At 51.8% G+C, this 14,588-nt stretch carries 15 protein-coding genes; 2 read left to right on the forward strand and 13 right to left on the reverse strand.

What is annotated here, in order from left to right:
- Positions 1-10 precede the first annotated feature (10 nt).
- From EDM58_RS18585 to EDM58_RS18600, 4 genes are all read right to left on the reverse strand, one after another.
- Positions 11-1,210 (reverse strand): aminotransferase-like domain-containing protein, encoded by a 1,200-nt coding sequence (locus tag EDM58_RS18585; RefSeq protein WP_122914644.1) that lies wholly within the window; start codon positions 1,208-1,210, stop codon positions 11-13.
- Positions 1,211-1,384: 174 nt separating this feature from the next.
- A complete protein-coding gene (locus tag EDM58_RS18590; protein ID WP_122914645.1) occupies positions 1,385-1,855 on the reverse strand; it encodes a hypothetical protein in 471 nt (156 codons plus the stop codon).
- A 500-nt stretch (positions 1,856-2,355) separates the two neighbouring features.
- The gene (locus EDM58_RS18595; protein WP_122914646.1) at positions 2,356-3,117 is read right to left on the reverse strand and encodes a methyltransferase domain-containing protein; all 762 of its coding nucleotides are present in this window, start codon (positions 3,115-3,117) and stop codon (positions 2,356-2,358) included.
- Positions 3,118-3,153: 36 nt separating this feature from the next.
- Complete coding sequence (locus tag EDM58_RS18600; RefSeq protein ID WP_122914647.1) at positions 3,154-3,486, reverse strand: hypothetical protein; 333 nt, start codon at positions 3,484-3,486, stop codon at positions 3,154-3,156.
- A gap of 211 nt (positions 3,487-3,697) precedes the next feature.
- Here EDM58_RS18600 and EDM58_RS18605 point away from each other — a divergent pair, with 211 nt between their 5' ends.
- On the forward strand, positions 3,698-4,153 hold the full coding sequence (locus EDM58_RS18605) for an AraC family transcriptional regulator (RefSeq protein WP_122914648.1): 456 nt from the start codon (positions 3,698-3,700) through the stop codon (positions 4,151-4,153).
- Between the two features lie 88 nt (positions 4,154-4,241).
- Positions 4,242-4,556: a hypothetical protein gene (locus EDM58_RS18610; RefSeq protein WP_122914649.1), complete on the forward strand. Its 315-nt coding sequence runs from the start codon at positions 4,242-4,244 to the stop codon at positions 4,554-4,556.
- A gap of 77 nt (positions 4,557-4,633) precedes the next feature.
- Here EDM58_RS18610 and EDM58_RS18615 read toward each other — a convergent pair whose 3' ends face one another.
- From EDM58_RS18615 to EDM58_RS18655, 9 genes are all read right to left on the reverse strand, one after another.
- Positions 4,634-5,815, reverse strand: coding sequence for a pyridoxal phosphate-dependent aminotransferase (locus tag EDM58_RS18615; protein ID WP_122914650.1), 1,182 nt, complete (start codon positions 5,813-5,815; stop codon positions 4,634-4,636).
- 234 nt (positions 5,816-6,049) lie between these two features.
- Positions 6,050-7,312 carry an MFS transporter gene (locus EDM58_RS18620; RefSeq protein ID WP_122914651.1) on the reverse strand — a complete coding sequence of 421 codons (1,263 nt, stop codon included), beginning with the start codon at positions 7,310-7,312 and terminating at the stop codon, positions 6,050-6,052.
- On the reverse strand, positions 7,309-7,797 hold the full coding sequence (gene moaC, locus EDM58_RS18625; RefSeq protein WP_122914652.1) for a cyclic pyranopterin monophosphate synthase MoaC: 489 nt from the start codon (positions 7,795-7,797) through the stop codon (positions 7,309-7,311). The genes EDM58_RS18620 and moaC overlap by 4 nt, the downstream gene beginning before the upstream one ends.
- 180 nt (positions 7,798-7,977) lie before the next feature.
- A complete protein-coding gene (locus EDM58_RS18630) occupies positions 7,978-8,799 on the reverse strand; it encodes a creatininase family protein (RefSeq protein ID WP_122914653.1) in 822 nt (273 codons plus the stop codon).
- Between the two features lie 43 nt (positions 8,800-8,842).
- A complete protein-coding gene (locus tag EDM58_RS18635) occupies positions 8,843-10,006 on the reverse strand; it encodes an iron-containing alcohol dehydrogenase (RefSeq protein ID WP_122914654.1) in 1,164 nt (387 codons plus the stop codon).
- A complete protein-coding gene (locus tag EDM58_RS18640; protein ID WP_122914655.1) occupies positions 10,006-11,505 on the reverse strand; it encodes a M81 family metallopeptidase in 1,500 nt (499 codons plus the stop codon). Before EDM58_RS18640 ends, EDM58_RS18635 begins: the two co-directional genes overlap by 1 nt.
- Before the next feature lie 2 nt (positions 11,506-11,507).
- Entirely contained in the window at positions 11,508-12,167 is a 660-nt protein-coding gene (locus EDM58_RS18645) for a 3-oxoacid CoA-transferase subunit B (RefSeq protein ID WP_122914656.1), read from the reverse strand.
- The gene (locus EDM58_RS18650; protein WP_122914657.1) at positions 12,164-12,826 is read right to left on the reverse strand and encodes a CoA transferase subunit A; all 663 of its coding nucleotides are present in this window, start codon (positions 12,824-12,826) and stop codon (positions 12,164-12,166) included. Before EDM58_RS18650 ends, EDM58_RS18645 begins: the two co-directional genes overlap by 4 nt.
- 135 nt (positions 12,827-12,961) lie before the next feature.
- A complete protein-coding gene (locus tag EDM58_RS18655) occupies positions 12,962-14,578 on the reverse strand; it encodes an ABC transporter substrate-binding protein (RefSeq protein WP_122914658.1) in 1,617 nt (538 codons plus the stop codon).
- Between the last annotated feature and the right edge of the window lie 10 nt (positions 14,579-14,588).

Genomic DNA, 14,588 nt, shown 5'->3' on the forward strand with positions numbered 1-14,588 from the left:
CTTCTATCCCTTACACGGTTACTTTGCTGTAACGCTCCAGCGCTTTCCCCAGACGAGAAATCGCCAGCTCTGTATCCTCTTGGTTGAGCAATGTGTAGTTCAGACGCATGTTGTTCGTCTTGGTATCAGCTGCATAGAAGGCTTCGCCCGGAACGAACGCTACCCCTTCCTCGACCGCGATCTTCAGCAGGTCTGCCGACACGACATGCTCAGGCAGGGTAGCCCAGAGGAACATGCCTCCTCTTGGCTTCTGCCAGCTAAACCCTTCCCACTGCTGGCGAAGCAGCAGTTCGTTCATCCACTCCATCCGCTCTTTGTACGAAGCGCGGATTTTTGCGATGTGACTCTCCAGATCAAAATTGGCGAGCAGTTGGTGCAAAGCGATCTGGTCGATGGTGCTGGACTGCAGGTCTACGGCTTGCTTTGCCTTGACCATCATCTGGATGACGCGCTCGTCTCCGAGTGCCCAGCCTGTGCGAAGGCCTGGAGCCACGATCTTGGAGAACGTGCTGGTGTAGACCACACAGCAGTTCGTCGGATGTTCATCCAGTGAGAAAATGGAACGATACGGCGCCTCTCCATCAAATTGGATCTCGCCATACGGATCGTCCTCGAGGATGAGAATATTGTTTTCCTTGCATTGGCGCAAGAGTCCCAAGCGGCGTTCCATACTCCATACCTTCCCGGTCGGGTTGGCGAAAGTAGGAATGACATAAGCCATTTTTGGTTTGTACTGGGCAATTTTTTTCGCGAGATCATCCAGATCCATTCCGTCTTCATCTGCTTCCACCGGAATGACCTGAATACCGCGGAAATGGAACAATTGGATCGCAGCCAGGTAAGTCGGATTTTCTACCAGCACGACGTCGCCTTCGTCCAAATATACACGGCTGAGCAAGTCGACGGCCTGCTGGGAGCCGGTGGTGACCAACATATTGTCCACTCCAACGTGGATATGTTTTTGCTTCATGCGTTCCGCGATCCATTGGCGAAGCGGAATATAACCATCTGTCAAACCGTATTGAAGCGCAGTCGCGCCTAAATTAAAAGCACCGTCGAAGGCTTCCCGCATCTCAGCGATCGGAAAAGAATCTGCTGCCGGCAAACCGCCAGCCAAGGACAAAACCCGACTTCCTTGGGTCAGCTTCAAGATTTCCCGGACAACCGAAGATGATAAAGCTTCAGTAGATTTTGAAAATAAATACTCCATGTTCGGTTCCCCCTAGATTTTACTTATTATTGTTTTATCACTGACGTACTCTAAAGTCCAATCTTCACTGGCTATCGGGGGATAGGTTTTAGCTATGTCGAAACATTCACGGTTTTTTGCCTACAAGAAAACCCCTTTCGCTCGGAAAGGGGTTCGTATTTTTCAACTATAGGGCTAGGCGATGCGTACCACACGTGTTTTTTCCTGCGCTGGGAGGAAATCCAGATCGACATGCGCCCGGGCTGTTTCCAGTCCGATGTCCTGCGCCAATTGAGTAGCCTCTTCCTGGAAGGTCAGTGTACAGCTTCCTTCATTCAATTCGCAAAGCCGCTTCAAACGCTTGAGGCGCTCAGCTGTTTTTTCCTCGCGCATAAGATCATTTTGGAGCTCCCAGACATCGACGTGTCGGGCGTCTGCAATCATACTGATATCATCGACGTGAACGATCAGTCTCTTGCCTTCTTCTGTGACAAAGCCGACGGAGCAAAAATGCGTACCGGACATTTCCAGACGAGTGAGAACGGCGTTGGTATAGATTTCACCTGTGCGCAGCCGAATCGAGCCAGCTTCAATAGCTCCGCCTACTTTTCGCTCGTTGGCGATCACTGTATACATGTCTGTGTAACCGTTTATCTGATAGCGCATGGCATCCTCCTGCTATGTAGATGAATGTGAGACTCATTATCATTCGCAACAACATCATCGTATAATGAAAATCATTATCTGTCAACGTTGAGAATGATTTTTATTGTCTCCTTTTTTCATTTAGTATATGCGGCTAGTGGGTAGATGGCTATTAGAAAAAGCTGGAGGGCATAAATCCGGGCTTGTTTGGTTGGCGGTCGGCAGGCTGTGGTGGCCAGGGAGGAAAAGGGGAAAACGCTCCAGGCGGGTTGGGATCTTCACTGTGGGTCATCCTGGCCGCCTCCCACTCCAAAGGCGGAACCGCGGCCAAAAGCAGCTGATTTCAAAGAAGTGATTCAAGGTTGTCCGCTAAAAACGTGTTCCGCCTTTTCCGTTCCGGCTTGGTTAAGATCCCAAATGCCTTCGCTTTTTTCCCCTTTTCCTCGACCAGCACTCCTGATCTCCGTAGGGGTTAAAAGAAAAAAGCCCCAGGACAATTCCTGGAGCTATTTGCATAGACACTAAATCGCTTCTGCCAAAATCAAAAAGCGGTGCTGGCGGATTGCGAGATAACCCTTGGATTGCATTTCCTGATGGATCCGGTACAGTGCCTCCATCTGCCGCTCCACGTCAAAGTCTGGGGCTTGCCAAGGGATTGCGCGTAAGTAGTAGATGAGGGCTCCCACATCGTAGAAGCGCTGGGTCGGGTATTCCTCTTTGGAGCACAGGATACGGAATCCGTTTTCCTCCAATTGTCGGACTGCCGTCTCCAGCTTCCACTCGGTAAAGTCTGTCGGGAGCGGCAGACCTAATTTTTCATTGAGCTGGCTGCAATCCTCGCCGCCTACTTGCTGGGTCAGGAATATGCCCCGCTCGGCGATGATCCGGCGCACTTCTTTTGCCGAAAAAGACTCATGCTTATTCAGGATCAGTTCGAATTGTCCGTCTTCAAAAGGCAGTCTGTCGTCATCTTCGACCTGTAATACTTGCACCCCCAGAGGCTCCAAACGCTCTTTTGCAACCGGGATATTGGGCAGATACCCCTCCGTTGCAGCCGTCTTCGCTGGGAAGGGTCTTAGCATGGACAGAAACTCTCCCCCGCCTGTTCCCATATCCAGCAAGGAGTTCGCTTTCTGAATCTGCGCTATTGCCATGCTCCCGTACGACCAGGACAAAGGCTCGCTGTGAAGGCGTCCCGTCCCTGTGATCCAGGAGAAATCCCAGCCCTGAAAAGGCTGATTGGCTCCGTTTATGTAGGTCATGAATAGTTCATCATGTTTCATTTTCTCATCTCCTCAGTCGATGGGATCTTTTTTACTTCAACGTTGTTTTAATATATTGATTTTTTCTCTTACCTCATTCGCTTCCTCTTGTCCGATGTACCTCCCCGGCAACTCCCGAAACAACAAAAGGTATTCCAGAAGCTCCACATTGTTTGGTGCCAGTTCAACGGCTTTCCTCGCATGAAAGAGAGAGGATTCATAGCCGCCTTCATAATGACAGAAGCAAATGTTCAACAGTTCGGAGGCAAGGTAGTGCAAATCGGGGGTTTCCTCGTCCAGAAGTAAAGAGACAACAAACGTGTAGGCACAAAAACTTTTTTCATCATACCCCACCTTGTAAAGAATGCCCCTAACTGTATCTTCGTCCATCCCTCGCACATGTTCCTTAGCTTTTTGGAAATCTCCCTCTAGAATGAGTTTGATCAGTTCATCCTTTATGTCAGCACCTCCTCATAACGTTACCCGTCTGATGAACTTGGAAATTATCCATTTATTTCTAAAAAAAATGAATGAATTATTTTTTATATCATGATAGCATCCAAATTGCGGAAAATAACCATTTGAAAGGAAGATTCACGTTATGGAAACAAGAGTCGAAACTCTCCCGAACTATCGTATTGCGTATGTACGACAATATGGTCCTTATGGTCCTGCCAATCTGCAGGCGATGCAAAAACTAAAAAAATGGGCGATGGAGAAAGGACTGCTTACCGAATCAGCTATTTTATTCGGAATACCGCAAGATAATCCGCAAACAACCCTTCCTGAGAAATGTAGATATGACGCTTGCATTGCCATCAGGAATGATGAACAGATAGATGATCTCGTCTGCGAAAGTGAACTACAAGGCGGAGTTTATGTTATTTTTACCATCAAACATACAGCAGAAGATGTACAACGAGCATGGACTGAAATTTTCCCAGCCATACACAACATGGGATTTCAGATTGACGGCAAACCGATTTTAGAAAAATACAGTGGCGACATGCTAAAGAATGATTTTTGTGAAATATGTGTACCGATAAAACCGGTTTAGCCTGATGGTTTTCTGATGTAACGCATTCCTTTTTAAGAGCGTAACCATTCATAGTATTGTACATATTTTCCATGAAAGGAGTAAAGCTATGTATGGTTTGCTTAATCTAGGCAGCCTTGTTCTTGGTCTCATCGCTTGGATCCTTCCTACTGTAAATCTTATGCGAAATAAAAAGCATGGCCATCAAAATTGGGGCATTCTCTCCATGATGAGCTTCGGCGCTTGTGCGATTTCACTAAGTTTCCAAATTTTCTATCACAATCATCTGGTGACGATTGAGGACTGGGCTGCTCTGATGGATACGACGGACGCCGTGGCGTTCGCTACAGCCGTTCTTCTGATTGGTACTATCCTATTAAATGTAATGACTCTATTTCTATATCACGACAGAACAACAAAGTAGGAGTTACACTTTCTGAAAGTACAAAAAAGCACCGGAAAACCGGTGCTTGCCTTATGATAATGATTTCTAATCTCCGTTTACTTCCCCTTCGCAAACAATCCCAGACGCTCGATCCGCGATACCGCTTCTGCCAGACGCTGTTCATCGGACAAGAGGGCAGCCCGTACGTAGCCTTCTCCGGTAGGGCCGAAGCCGATGCCCGGAGCGACGACGACATGCGCTTTTTCCAGCAGCAGGTCGGAAAAGGATTCCGAGGTATAGCCGGCAGGTACTGGCAGCCAGGCAAAGAACGATCCTTGCGACGGCTGGGCTTGCCAGCCAATGCGGTGCAGATTGGAAAACAGCGCGTTGCGTCGTCCCTCATAGACGGCTACCAGGTCGCGCACGCATTGCTGGGAATCGGTCATGGCGCGGGCTGCTGCCATCTGGACAGCCCCGAACATGCTGACAAAATAATGGTCCTGAATCAGATTGATCAGACGTACCAGCTCACGATTGCCCACCATCGCTCCTACGCGCCAGCCCGCCATATTGTAGGTTTTGGAGAGCGTGTAGAACTCCACACCCACTTCCTTGGCTCCGGGGAGCTGCATGAAGCTGACTGGTTTTTTGCCGTCGTAGCTGATCGCTCCGTAGGCAAAATCATGGCAGACGACGATCTCATGCTTTTTGGCAAAGCGAATGGTTTCTTCATAAAATTCGATCGACGCATTGACTGCCGTCGGATTGTTCGGGTAGTTCAAAAACATCAGCTTGGCGCGATCCAGGTCCGCTTGCTTCAATTGGCTGTAGTCAGGCAAAAACTGATTTTCTGCCTTCAGCGGCATCATCACCATGCGACCGTCCACTACCGCTACACCGGACCAGTAATCCGGATAACCGGGATCGGGAACCAGCGCGACATCCCCCGGGTTCATCAGCACCTGGCAGATTTCCACCAAACCCGTTTTGCTGCCGAAGAGAATCGCTACCTCCTCTTCGGGATCGAGATCGACGTCGAATTCGTTTTTGTACCATTGCGCCACGGCTTGCTTCAGTTCCAGACGTCCGCTGAACGGCGGGTATTTGTGATGCAGCGGATTGCTTGCCTGTGCCTGCATTTCTTCAATAATATGCGGCGGTGTCGGCAAATCGGGATTTCCTTGTCCCAGGTTGATTACGTCATGTCCGGCAGCGATCACTTTGTTTACCTTCGCTACCAGCGTGGCAAAAAACTGTGTCGGCAACCGATCGATCATGTCGGCAGGTTGGATGCGCATCTCTCTTCAGATCCTTTCGCTCCTTGGAATAAAAAACCCCTCTTTCCATACAGAAAAAGGGGTGTACTCACTTTCAAGTCAAGAATGGGCACAGCTTAGGAAGCTGTGGGGCTTCTTCGGGTCAGTCCCTCCACCTCTAATATGGCAGTAAAACACGCGGAATATCATGTTTTGAATCTTCTTCATACTACTTGAGCGATTTGCGTGTGTCAAGAATTTGCTTGGCCCTCCTGCCTACATTTTGCCTGCGAGAGGTGTAGGCGATAACGGCTTTTTGCCGCGCTTTACGAACTGGTGGTGGAGCGCAAAGAATCCCACGGAAACCAGCGCCAGACCCGTCATGATGTAAAGCAATCCCTGCGCATCGTACTCCTGGAAAAGAAAGGCGCCCAGAAGCGGTCCGAGCATCCTTCCGGCGGAGCCGGTCCCCGTCACCAGTCCCTGAATAAACCCTTCCTGGCCTGCGGGGGTAAATTGTGCTGCTACGGTCGGAACAGCAGGCCACATCAGCATTTCGCCCAGCGTCATGATGAACATCGCTGCGAAAAAGCCCGCATAGGCTGTCGTCTGCGTAAGGATCAGCATGGAGAGCGCAAATACGTATGCGCCGAGCAGCATCTGGGAGATCAGTGTTTTGGCAAAGCGGCGGATCACCCAGGAAATCAGCGGCTGTCCGAACAGAATCAATCCGCCATTGAGCGTCCACAAGAAGCTGTACTGGCGCAAGGAAATACCTAATGATTGCATGTAGCTGGACAAAACCGTCGTCCATTGCACATATACGATCCAGCTAATCAGAAGCCCTGCGCAGAGCAGAAGAAGCGCGGTCCAGACGAACTGGCGCGACATCGCGGGAGCTGCAGGAATGGACGTTGGCGTACCCGCTGCCTGCGGCTCTTCTGCGACGGCAAATGGCATGCTCTGACTGTCTTTAAGATACCGCGGCAAAATGCATACGAAAAGCAGCAAAGCTGCGGTTTGCGTGATGGCGTTCCCGAAGAAAGTCCAGGCAAAGGAGATACTGGCTAAAAGCCCCCCTAATGCCGCCCCGGCCGCGACTCCGGCATTTTGCGCCACGTAGATCATATTGATGCCCTTTCGCCCACCCTGCGGCCACAAGACGACCGCCAGTGCATTAATTACCGGCGACAACATGCCGTAAAAAAGTCCGTTCAATAACAATAATATCGTGTACATGGTAAAATCCTGGGTCATCCCCAGACCCGCTGACACGGTAATGATCCCGATCGATGCGATGACCATCGTGCGCAGCTTTCCCCAGCGGTCGAACATCATTCCGCCCAATACGCTTCCAACCAAAAAAGCCCCTTGGTTCAGCAGCAGCAAAAAGCCCGCCACCGTCAACGGCTTACCCAAATGGTCGTGGATATAGATCGTGACCAAAGGCCAGATACAAGCCATGCCAGTAGAAGAAATAACAGCAGCAATCGCCAGAAGACGAATGCTGCCCGGATAGGACTTCCATTTTTCTATCATTTTGAATTGTCCTCTCGTGTGAAATCTCCGCTCTTCCCTCCGGTTTTGCGCAAAAGGCCGGTCGATTCGATCACCATGGCTTTGTCCATCGCCTTGCACATATCGTACACCGTCAATGCAGCTACACTCGCTGCTGTGAGCGCCTCCATCTCGACACCCGTTTTTCCGGTCGTCTTGACAGCAGCTTCGATCTCCAATGTCTGTTCATCCGCAAAAGAAAAGCGAATATCAATGCCAGTCAGCGGCAGCGGATGGCACATCGGGATGATCTCCCACGTTTTTTTGGCTGCCATGACACCAGCAACTTGAGCGACCGCCAGCACATCCCCTTTGGCAACCCGTCCCTCCCGGATGCGTGCCAGCGTTTCTTTTTCCATCACCATGCGGCTGTACGCGACGGCTTCGCGCTTGGTGACATCCTTATCGGAGACGTCGACCATTTTAGCCCGGTTTTGTTCATTAAAATGCGTCAATTGATCGTTCATGCAGCCCTCCCGTTAGACAACCTTTTTCTTATCGTTCGCAAATGATTCCTACCCTCCTACCTTACTCCCGCGACGCAATAATTGCAATGAGGAAAGTGGTGGTGGGCCCAAGCATTCTGAAAAATAAAATCCCGTACTGCAATCGTACGGGAAAAGGAATAGCAAAGATTCGTTTTTTCATTACAATTGATGATGATTCACTCTTGGATGATGCTCTCTCTCCTTGAAAATCTGGATGAACTCCACCAGGCCATCGACGGCAGCCGCAAGCAGCTTCTCCCCTTTTTCCCGCGTGGCTACAGTCGGGTCTCCCAACGTTCCCGTTTCAGAGATCGCGCTCCAGTATGGCATCATGACGACGGGACGCCCTTCGCCTTTTCCGACCAGGTCCAGCCAAAAATACTTGGAGTTCTTGAATTTGTCCAGATCGCGGACTGCTTTGTCCATTTGCACAAGGTCTTCTTTGATAGCCAGATACATGGAGGTCTCCAGCTCACAGGCATGGTTCATCCCGCCCGGATTCTCGGATTCCCGGATCTCCTCCGCCATCTCGATCAGCGGCTGCAAATCCCAATGAGAGATCGAAGCGCACATCACCTCAGGGTATTCCAGGATCGTTTGACGGGCTACTACCTGCAGCAAGGAGACGTTGCTACCGTGTCCATTGAGCAGGAGAATGCGCTTGAAGCCTTGATGCGCGAGACTGCGGCATACATCGGTGACGTAGCTGATGAAGGTAGCGGATGATATCGAGATGACTCCGGGAAAATCCATCTGATGCGGCGCATAGCCATGATTGATCGGGGGAATTACGACCATGTCCGCAGGGCTTTTTTGCGCAGCGCGCACACACACTTCATTGGCGAGCACGAGATCCGTATCCACGGGAAGATGATGGCCGTGCTCCTCGATCATCGCGACCGGGACCACCGCTACCCGCTCCTCGCGGATGACCTGCTGGATTTCAGGCCATGTCATTTCAGCGAAAAGGTATTTGTTCATCCGAGCATTCCTCCTATTGCCATACAAATTCGAATACGATGTCTTACCATGCGGCAGCTATCAGCTTGCGTACATCCGCTTCTGTGATTTGACGGGGATTGTTCGGAACATAGCCATCCTCGATCGCCTGCTTGGCAATCAGGTCGATGTTGGACGCCTTCAGACCCAGCTCCGTCAATCTTTGCGGCATTTGAAGATCTTCGAGCAGGGAGCGAACGACGGCTGCTGCTTCCTTCGCCTTTTCTTCCAAGCTCCACGCATGCCTGCATCCCCCGCCCAACAGTTCAAAAACGTCGGCGTATTTGGCCGGATTGGCAATCCAGTTCCACTCGATAGCAAGCGGGAGCAATATGCCGTTTACCAAGCCATGCGGCACATCATAGTAGCCGCCGATGGCATGCGAGATGGCATGTACAATACCAAGCGAGGCATTCCCCGCCCCGACCCCGGCAATCGTGCTGGCCATCAGCATGTTGTTGATGGCTTCCAGATTTCGGCTGTCCGCCACGGCTGGGCGAATCGCGCTGTGAATCATCGCAAGCGCGTGCCGATTCAATGCATCGGTGATCGGATTGGCCTTTTTGCAGACGTATCCTTCAATGGCATGTGTCAAAGCATCGATTCCCGTAGCCGCTACCAAATGCGAAGGCAGCTTCGTAAGCAAACAGGCGTCGAGAAAGGCGATTTTCGGAGCAAGCGAAGGACCGCCGACGATCATTTTCAGATGGCGCTCATGGTCGCTGATGACGCATGCTCGCGTTACTTCACTCCCGGTGCCTACTGTGGTCGGCACAGCCAAAAGCGGAATCGCTTCTTCCTGAAATACACCGCGCCCCTCATAATCCCGAATGGAGCCGTGATTGGCCAGCAACAGGGCGAATGCCTTCGCTGCATCCATAACGCTGCCGCCCCCGACGGCGATGATCAGATCGGTCTGCTGTTCTCGAATGGAGTGATAAGCTTTGTCAATGTGGGCAACATCCGGATTGGACTGAACCTCGTCGAATACGGAATACCTGATTTTCGCCGCATCCAGAACTCCCATCACATGCTCAAAGACACCTGAGCGGACGATTCCCTGGTCGGTTACGAGCAAGATGTTCTCGTATCCCTGCCTGCGGATTTCCTCTTCCATCCGCTCCACACAGCCTGGTCCAAAAACAAGCCGAGTCCCCAGCAAAAATTCTTGGTACGAAAGCATCGCCATCACCCTTCCTCCATAAATCCGCCATCGATTTCATCCAACGGCCAGATCGGGCGCGGGATTTGCTTGTAGGCAAAATGGGTAAAATCGTTGGAAGCGAGTCCCGGTGCGTCAACGTAGATCACCTGGCTTACCAGCGGATCAAAGGCTGCCCGGAAGTGATTCTTCACTTTCAGCCCCAAAATCCGTTTCGTCGTCGGCTCAATCCCGATGTGGCGGAACAGCTCCGGATCATTCGCAGAGAGGGCACGACCCGTCAGCAATATATCCAATCCCCCTGCCCTGATATGAGCGGCGCCATTGGTATCCACAAGAAGTCCTGTGTTCATCGGTCCCTTGTTTGTGAAAACGCCATTGGTCAGCGCCATGATTTTTGCATCAACTTCTACCGGAGGTCCGAATTCCGGAGACAGCTTTCCGCCGAGAGACAATCGAATCGTGGCTCCCGCTCCCGCTTCCATGCATGCCTGAAGCGACTCCTCGTCGTACAAAGCCCCGAACAACGCATTTTCGAGATCCAGCGCAATCATTTCCCGCAGAAGCTCCGTCGTATCCCCCGTGCCTCCGCTCAACGGATTGTCCGAAATATCTGCCAAAGCGATCGGCTTGTCTGCCTGGATTTGCAAAGCGCTCTGAAGGGCATCCCGCACTTTCGGCAAGGCAATCACAAAACACTCCCGATTTTCCCACACCTGCTGCGCCAAAAAGCGGGCTGTTTTCCGTGTTTTTTCTTGATCTGTCCCAACGACCAGGACGCTCGCTCCCGCCTCCGGGATATCCGCGTACGGAAACCCTCCAAAGATAGAAGCACCGACGATGTCCGCATCCTGTTCCTGTTTTTTGGCCAGCTCCACAAGATCGTACATCGGTCCTTCCTCTGTGCGCATGTTCAGGCTGGGCAGCAAGGCGCGCAGCTTGACAAAGGAAGCGTAAAAGCGAGTTCCGCCGTCGAGCTGCCGATAGAGCATTGTCGCTGCTTTGCAGCCTTGCTCATACATGTCCACATGCGGGTAGGTCTTGAATCCGAAGTGCAGCGGCGTGAAGTCGAGAATGCGTCTGCCCAGATTGGCGTGCATATCCAGGGTCGTAGCAATGGGCAGGGACTCTCCGACCTTCTCTCTGATAGCCGCGAGCATTTCGACCTCGGGATCAGTCACACCTTCGACGACCATCGCGCCGTGCAGCGCCAGCAGGAGCCCGTCCATTTCCCCGGCCTGCTCAATGGCGTCCAGCATTTGACTGCGGATGACCTCGTAGGTCTCCCGGGTTACCGGCCCGGATGGAATCGCTGCCGCGCAGAGGAGTGGAACCAGGGTCCCTCCCTTTTCTCTGACCACATCGATGAATCCGCCGACCTCAGTCTTGGTCCCGGTGTATGCGGCCAATATTTCCTCAGCCTTGTAGTAGCCTTCCTGGATAAAGTCGTCCAGCGTCGTGCGGACCGGACTGAATGTATGCGATTCATGATAGAAGAATGCGATACCGATTCGATAGGAAGCCATGCTTACACCCCTTTTGTCTCCATGTTTTCTCTCCATTCAATGTCGAACTCGGCACCCGTCTTTTGCCGCACTTCCTCCAGTGTCGAGTGGGGAGCCAGCTCGATCAGGCGCAGCCTGCCATCCCGTACGCAGAAAACAGCCAGCTCGGTGACAATCAGATCGACAGGGCGCAGGGAGGTCAGCTCGAGCGAAGTCTCTTTGACAATTTTCGGCTGCCCGTCCTTGTTGGTGTGCATGGTGGCAACGATCACCTTCCCGGCTCCTTCCAACAAATCCATCGCACCGCCAACCCCCAGTACAGCCTTGCCGGGAACAGCCCAATTCGCAATCTGGCCGCGCTGATTGATTTCGAGTGTCCCGAGAATCGTCACATCGACATGGCCCCCGCGAATCATCCCAAACGAAGCGGCACTGTCAAAAAAGGAGCTGCCTTCCTCGACTGTGACGGGGAGCTTTCCGGCATTGACCAGATCGGCGTCCGCATGTTCAGGACCTGGCGACGGCCCTACACCCAGAATCCCATTTTCTGAATGAACGAACACCCGGACGTCTCGGGGGAGGTAATCGACCACCAGAGTGGGAATGCCGATTCCCAGGTTGACGACGTCTCCGTCTTGCAGCTCTTTGGCTGTACGAGCGGCGATATACTCCTTGGCCTTCATAAGCGGCACTCTCCCTTCACAGTCAGGTAATCAACGAAGAGGTGCGGTGTTACGATTTCTTCTGCAGACAATGCGCCCACATCGACGATTTCGTCCACTTCCGCAATGACTGTCGCAGCGGCTGTCGCCATCATCGGATTGAAGTTGCGCGATGATTTGCGATAGATCAGATTTCCCAAACGATCAGCTTTATAGGCGCGAATCAGGGCCACATCAGCACGCAAGGAGGGCTCGAACAAATATTCCTTCCCATTGATCAGCTTGCGTTCTTTTCCTTCAGCCAGCTTCGTCCCTACCCCCGTCGGCGTATAGAAGCCCCCGATGCCCGCACCGCCTGCACGGATGGCTTCCGCCAACGTCCCCTGCGGCAGGAGCTGGATTTCCAGCTCGCCCTTCTGATTGGCCTGCACGACATCGGGATTGGAGGTAAAGTAAGAGCCGATTGCTTTTTTCACCCTCTTCTGCAAGACGAGAACACCCAAGCCTTTTCCCGGTTCTCCCAAATTGTTGCTGATAATCGTCAGGTCTTTTGCATGCGATTGGCTCAGCTCATTTACAATGGTCAACGGGCAGCCTACCAGTCCAAAGCCGCCGACCATCAAGCAATCTCCGTCTTTTATCAGCGCTACGGCTTCTTTCGCATCTATGATTTTTGCCATTGGAATCCCTCCGAAAAAAGAAATCCGGCAAAGAGGAAAAAACAGTCTCCTGTTTCCGCCACGCCTTTACCGGATTTAGATGAGACCATGGAAAGAGGGTATTTCTTTCCACTTCATGAAAATCCATCGTTCTTTTTATTTGTCGATCCATACATTCCAGAGCCGCGGATAGCCTGCGCTCCAGGATTGATATCCCTTCAAGTACGACTGATGCGCTTCGATGACTGGATAATAGTAGGTAGCGGTAAAAGACAAATCTTCACGCAAGAGATCCTGCACCTGACTGTAAATCTCTTTGCGTTCTCCTTGGTCTACCGTCGTCACGCCTTTGTCGAGCAGTTCATCCATCTTCGGATTTTTATAGCCGTTGAAGTTGGAACTGCTGTGCGTGTAGGCATAGTAAATTTGATTTGGATCTGGTCGCGGAGTGATATGGCTGACAGCCAATTGATAATCGCCAGAGTTGCTGCGCTCGGAAATGAAGGAGGCCCACTCCAGGATTTCCACCTCCACGTTCATCCCGATCTTTTTCAACTGATTTTGGATCGTCAAAGCCGCTTTTTGGTGGTGGTCATAGGCCTTGGCAGTGGAGATCACGATTTTTTCGCCGTTGTAGCCCGCTTCTTTCAGCAGTTGTTTTGCTTTTTCCAAATCCTGCTGATAGTCTTTGGCATGCGCTTCCGTGTACCACTCCGTCTCGGTATAGACCGGCGAGCTGGCTACCTTGCCCAGACTCCAGGTAGCCACATCCACGATTTCCTGCTTGTTCAGCGCGTAGGCGACGGCCTGTCTCATTTTGAGATTGTCAAACGGCGGCTTTTTAAAGCCGAAGAAGAGATAGCCCCAGTTCATGGAGGTTTCCTTGGCCAATACAATGTTGCTGCTGGTTTCCAGGCGCTTTACATCCTTTGGCAAAATGTCTGTGGCGAGATCGATCTCCCCTGTCTCCAGAGCGGTCAAACGAACTGTTGCCTCGGAGATCGGCTTGAAAATGACTTCATCGACATACGGTTTTTTCGCACCGCCGAAACCGCTTGTATCTCCCTCTGGAGAAGCGTATTGGTAGAAGCGCTTCAACACGAGCTGCTTGCCCTGCTCCCATTTTTCAAACTGGAAGGGGCCCGTTCCGATTGGCTTGGTGATCGTACCGCTCTGTTCCTCCGCGATCCCTTTGGGCATGATGACCGCAGGATTGTAAGGATTGGCCAGAGAGGCAAGAAATACGCCCGAAGGCTGTTTCAAATGGAAAACAACTGTGTAATCGTCCTTGGCTTCGATCGAATCGACCATCGAGAATTCCCCTTTGCGGGCTGCCACTTGCATGAAGCGCTCGATGGAGTATTTCACATCTTCTGCTTTCATCTCTTTCCCGTTGTGGAATGGGACGCCTTTGCGCAGGGCAAACGTGACGCTCTTGCCGTCTTCGCTCGTCTCCCACTTTTGCGCGAGCATCGGGATGATATTCATTTTTTCATCGATTGTCACCAGCATTTCCTGTACGTGCAAAAGAGGAATACGGTCTGACAGAACAGTCGATCCGTGCAGGTCCAGCTTGGTCAAATCCGCGCTGACACCCACCGTCAGCTTGCCGCCCGATTTAGGCGTTCCCTGCTCTTGCGGCGACGTAGTGCTTCCATTCTCGGAGCCCGCAGGCGGGGCTGAAGCTGAACCTCCGCAGCCTGCTGTCACCCAGGCGAGCATCAACACCATTGCGAACAGCGCAAACACGCGAATCTTCCTGAACTTTTGCATGAACGAACAC

This window comes from Brevibacillus panacihumi (assembly GCF_003710985.1).
GTDB lineage: Bacteria > Bacillota > Bacilli > Brevibacillales > Brevibacillaceae > Brevibacillus > Brevibacillus panacihumi.

Excerpts from the sequence above, each read along its gene's own strand:
- EDM58_RS18610 (WP_122914649.1), top strand. The coding sequence starts at position 4,242 with ATGTATGGTTTGCTTAATCTAGGCAGCCTTGTTCTTGGTCTCATCGCT.
- EDM58_RS18645 (WP_122914656.1), bottom strand. The coding sequence starts at position 12,167 with ATGAAGGCCAAGGAGTATATCGCCGCTCGTACAGCCAAAGAGCTGCAA.
- EDM58_RS18640 (WP_122914655.1), bottom strand. The coding sequence starts at position 11,505 with ATGGCTTCCTATCGAATCGGTATCGCATTCTTCTATCATGAATCGCAT.
- EDM58_RS18635 (WP_122914654.1), bottom strand. The coding sequence starts at position 10,006 with ATGGCGATGCTTTCGTACCAAGAATTTTTGCTGGGGACTCGGCTTGTT.
- EDM58_RS18605 (WP_122914648.1), top strand. The coding sequence starts at position 3,698 with ATGGAAACAAGAGTCGAAACTCTCCCGAACTATCGTATTGCGTATGTA.
- EDM58_RS18615 (WP_122914650.1), bottom strand. The coding sequence starts at position 5,815 with ATGCGCATCCAACCTGCCGACATGATCGATCGGTTGCCGACACAGTTT.
- EDM58_RS18620 (WP_122914651.1), bottom strand. The coding sequence starts at position 7,312 with ATGATAGAAAAATGGAAGTCCTATCCGGGCAGCATTCGTCTTCTGGCG.
- EDM58_RS18655 (WP_122914658.1), bottom strand. The coding sequence starts at position 14,578 with ATGCAAAAGTTCAGGAAGATTCGCGTGTTTGCGCTGTTCGCAATGGTG.
- EDM58_RS18630 (WP_122914653.1), bottom strand. The coding sequence starts at position 8,799 with ATGAACAAATACCTTTTCGCTGAAATGACATGGCCTGAAATCCAGCAG.
- EDM58_RS18600 (WP_122914647.1), bottom strand. The coding sequence starts at position 3,486 with ATGGACGAAGATACAGTTAGGGGCATTCTTTACAAGGTGGGGTATGAT.
- EDM58_RS18650 (WP_122914657.1), bottom strand. The coding sequence starts at position 12,826 with ATGGCAAAAATCATAGATGCGAAAGAAGCCGTAGCGCTGATAAAAGAC.
- EDM58_RS18590 (WP_122914645.1), bottom strand. The coding sequence starts at position 1,855 with ATGCGCTATCAGATAAACGGTTACACAGACATGTATACAGTGATCGCC.
- EDM58_RS18595 (WP_122914646.1), bottom strand. The coding sequence starts at position 3,117 with ATGAAACATGATGAACTATTCATGACCTACATAAACGGAGCCAATCAG.
- moaC (WP_122914652.1), bottom strand. The coding sequence starts at position 7,797 with ATGAACGATCAATTGACGCATTTTAATGAACAAAACCGGGCTAAAATG.
- EDM58_RS18585 (WP_122914644.1), bottom strand. The coding sequence starts at position 1,210 with ATGGAGTATTTATTTTCAAAATCTACTGAAGCTTTATCATCTTCGGTT.